We start from the raw sequence: 3,822 nt of genomic DNA on the forward strand, positions 1-3,822 counted from the left end.
GGGAAAGAGGAGGGTAAATTTTCAGCGTTGCTGGCTCCCCGTCAGCCGGATTGGGTTGCATCGCAGGGGTGTCGAAAGAGTCAACTGCGGTCCAAAGCTGTTGGACTTGGGTGAAAAGGGCGTTTATTCTTCCTATACGTGCCGCGTTCCAGGCGGCGACTATGAGGGCTATGTCGATGCCCATGTGCGCCGGCTGGAGGCGCTACGCCGGGCCGGTATCGTCGAGCGGATCGACGCCGACCAATGGCGCATCCCCGATGATCTGGTCAGCCGTGCCGCCGCCCATGACGCCGGCCGAGACAGTCAGGCCAGCGTTCGCGTCCTTTCCCCGGTCGATCTGAACAAACAGATCGGATCGGACGGCGCGACCTGGCTGGACCGGCGGCTGATCCACGGCGAGACGGCCGACCTTGCGCCAACCGGCTTCGGGCAACAAGTCCGCGAAGCCATGGACCAGCGCCGCGAGCACCATATCGAACAGGGCGACGCCACCCGCAGCCGGGACAGCCGCGTCTTCTACCGGCGCAACCTTCTCGCCATCCTGCGGGAGCGCGAGGTAGCCGGCGTCGGATCGGATATGGCTTTGAGTAAGGGCCTGCCGTTCCGCGCCGCCACGGACGGCGAGAGCGTCAGCGGCAAGTTTACCGGAACCGTGCATCTATCGAGCGGCAAGTTCGCCGTGGTCGAGAAATCCCATGAGTTCACCCTTGTCCCGTGGCGGCCGATCATCGACCGCCAACTCGGCCGCGAGGTTATGGGCATCGTGCAGGGCGGGTCGGTGTCGTGGCAGTTAGGGCGGCAGAGGGGGCTGGAACGCTGAGTGCGCCCATGCCGCATTGCGAAGCAAAAGATAATCGGATAAAATGTAGCAATTCATATTCGTAAGCGTGGAGTAATCAGATGGGAAATTCCAAGTCAGCAGACAAGTAAGCCGCAACAACCAGTATTGTTGTTGCGGCGCTCTGTAAGGCTAGTCTCATCTGATTGCTGACGAGCAGACGTCGCCCGGTATTCCTTAATCGAGGGTTGATTCGTCATGACCACCACACGCCCCGCGTGGGCCTATACGCTGCCGGCAGCACTGCTGCTGATGGCTCCTTTCGACATCCTCGCTTCACTGGCGATGGATATTTATCTCCCTGTCGTTCCAGCGATGCCCGGCATCCTGAACACGACGCCCGCTATGATCCAACTCACGTTGAGCCTCTATATGGTGATGCTCGGCGTGGGCCAGGTGATTTTTGGTCCGCTCTCAGACAGAATCGGGCGACGGCCAATTCTACTTGCGGGCGCAACGGCTTTCGTCATTGCGTCTCTGGGAGCAGCTTGGTCTTCAACTGCACCGGCCTTTGTCGCTTTCCGTCTACTTCAAGCAGTGGGCGCGTCGGCCATGCTGGTGGCGACGTTCGCGACGGTTCGCGACGTTTATGCCAACCGTCCTGAGGGTGTCGTCATCTACGGCCTTTTCAGTTCGATGCTGGCGTTCGTGCCTGCGCTCGGCCCTATCGCCGGAGCATTGATCGGCGAGTTCTTGGGATGGCAGGCGATATTCATTACTTTGGCTATACTGGCGATGCTCGCACTCCTAAATGCGGGTTTCAGGTGGCACGAAACCCGCCCTCTGGATCAAGTCAAGACGCGCCGATCTGTCTTGCCGATCTTCGCGAGTCCGGCTTTTTGGGTTTACACTGTCGGCTTTAGCGCCGGTATGGGCACCTTCTTCGTCTTCTTCTCGACGGCTCCCCGTGTGCTCATAGGCCAAGCGGAATATTCCGAGATCGGATTCAGCTTTGCCTTCGCCACTGTCGCGCTTGTAATGATCGTGACAACCCGTTTCGCGAAGTCCTTTGTCGCCAGATGGGGCATCGCAGGATGCGTGGCGCGTGGGATGGCGTTGCTTGTTTGCGGAGCGGTCCTGTTGGGGATCGGCGAACTTTACGGCTCGCCGTCATTCCTCACCTTCATCCTACCGATGTGGGTTGTCGCGGTCGGTATTGTCTTCACGGTGTCCGTTACCGCGAACGGCGCTTTGGCAGAGTTCGACGACATCGCGGGATCAGCGGTCGCGTTCTACTTCTGCGTTCAAAGCCTGATAGTCAGCATTGTCGGGACATTGGCGGTGGCACTTTTAAACGGTGACACAGCGTGGCCCGTGATCTGTTACGCCACGGCGATGGCGGTACTGGTTTCGTTGGGGCTGGTGCTCCTTCGGCTCCGTGGGGCTGCCACCGAGAAGTCGCCAGTCGTCTAACCGACGACTGGTAGCAGGCCCGCTCCGATGCGGCGCACTAACCATCGAAACCTCGTGAATGTCGGTATCCTGTCTGGCAGGATACCGCTCATTTCCCTTGTTCAGTTCATCGCCGTCGCCGAGCATCTGAATTTTCGGCATGCGGCCAAGGCACTTGGTATCAGCCAGTCGAGCGTCAGCGCGCGTGTGAAAGCGCTGGAGGATAACCTTGGTGTCCTGCTATTTGAGCGCCATGCGCGGGGCGTTCGGCTAACAGACGCAGGCAGGCACTTCATGGAGCGTGTCACGGCGGGTGTCGATCAACTCGATCACGCAGTGAAGACCGCGGAGTGACGGGCACTGGCTGGCAATGTCTAGCAACGGCAGGCATTTCGGCTGAGGGTAAAAGAACTTTCCGCTAAGCGATAGACTGTATGTAAACACAGTATTGCAAGGACGCGGAACATGCCTCATGTGGCGGCCAGGACGGCCAGCCGGGATCGGGATACTGGTCGTTACCAGAGCCACCGACCCGAGCAAACCCTTCTCTATCAGATCGTTGACGAGTATTACCCGGCATTCGCTGCGCTTATGGCAGAGCAGGGAAAGGAATTGCCGGGCTATGTGCAACGGGAATTTGAAGAATTTCTCCAATGCGGGCGGCTGGAGCATGGCTTTCTACGGGTTCGCTGCGAGTCTTGCCACGCCGAGCACCTGGTCGCTTTCAGCTGTAAGCGTCGCGGTTTCTGCCCGAGCTGTGGGGCGCGGCGGATGGCCGAAAGTGCCGCCTTGCTGGTTGATGAAGTACTGCCTGAACAACCCATGCGTCAGTGGGTGTTGAGCTTCCCGTTTCAGCTGCGTTTCCTGTTTGCCAGCCGGCCCGAGATCATGGGGTGGGTGCTGGGCATCGTTTACCGCGTCATTGCCACGCACCTGGTCAAGAAAGCGGGCCATACCCACCAAGTGGCCAAGACGGGCGCGGTCACCCTGATCCAGCGTTTTGGATCGGCGCTCAATCTGAATGTTCACTTCCACATGCTGTTTCTCGACGGTGTGTATGTCGAGCAATCCCACGGCTCAGCGCGTTTCCGCTGGGTCAAGGCGCCGACCAGCCCAGAGCTCACCCAGCTGACGCACACCATCGCCCACCGGGTGGGTCGCTATCTGGAACGGCAAGGCCTGCTGGAACGGGATGTCGAAAACAGCTATCTGGCCTCGGATGCGGTGGATGACGACCCGATGACACCCCTGCTGGGGCACTCGATCACTTACCGTATCGCTGTCGGTTCACAGGCGGGGCGAAAGGTGTTCACTTTGCAAACTCTGCCGACCAGTGGTGATCCGTTCGGTGACGGGATTGGCAAGGTAGCCGGGTCCAGCCTGCACGCCGGCGTGGCGGCCAGGGCCGATGAACGCAAGAAGCTCGAACGGCTGTGCCGGTACATCAGCCGCCCGGCGGTATCCGAGAAGCGGCTGTCGTTAACACGAGGCGGCAACGTGCGCTACCAGCTCAAGACGCCGTACCGGGACGGCACCACGCACGTCATTTTCGAACCATTGGATTTCATTGCAAGGCTGGCCGCCCTGGTACC

Annotated in this window: 4 protein-coding genes; all 4 read left to right on the forward strand. The window is 59.8% G+C overall.

Going from position 1 to position 3,822, the window contains the following annotated elements:
• A partial coding sequence (locus CHR62_RS15905; protein ID WP_233575047.1) for a DUF3363 domain-containing protein occupies positions 1-820 on the forward strand: 820 nt, incomplete at its 5' end.
• A gap of 216 nt (positions 821-1,036) precedes the next feature.
• Complete coding sequence (gene floR, locus CHR62_RS15490) at positions 1,037-2,251, forward strand: chloramphenicol/florfenicol efflux MFS transporter FloR (protein ID WP_000214119.1); 1,215 nt, start codon at positions 1,037-1,039, stop codon at positions 2,249-2,251.
• Positions 2,252-2,278: 27 nt separating this feature from the next.
• On the forward strand, positions 2,279-2,584 hold the full coding sequence (locus CHR62_RS15495; RefSeq protein ID WP_001255015.1) for a LysR family transcriptional regulator: 306 nt from the start codon (positions 2,279-2,281) through the stop codon (positions 2,582-2,584).
• 111 nt (positions 2,585-2,695) lie between these two features.
• Positions 2,696-3,822: IS91-like element ISVsa3 family transposase (locus CHR62_RS15500; RefSeq protein ID WP_123661533.1), on the forward strand; the 1,127-nt coding region annotated here is incomplete at its 3' end.

Origin of the sequence: Pusillimonas sp. NJUB218 (genome assembly GCF_003788685.1) — a bacterium.
In the GTDB taxonomy this organism is placed as follows: domain Bacteria; phylum Pseudomonadota; class Gammaproteobacteria; order Burkholderiales; family Burkholderiaceae_B; genus Neopusillimonas.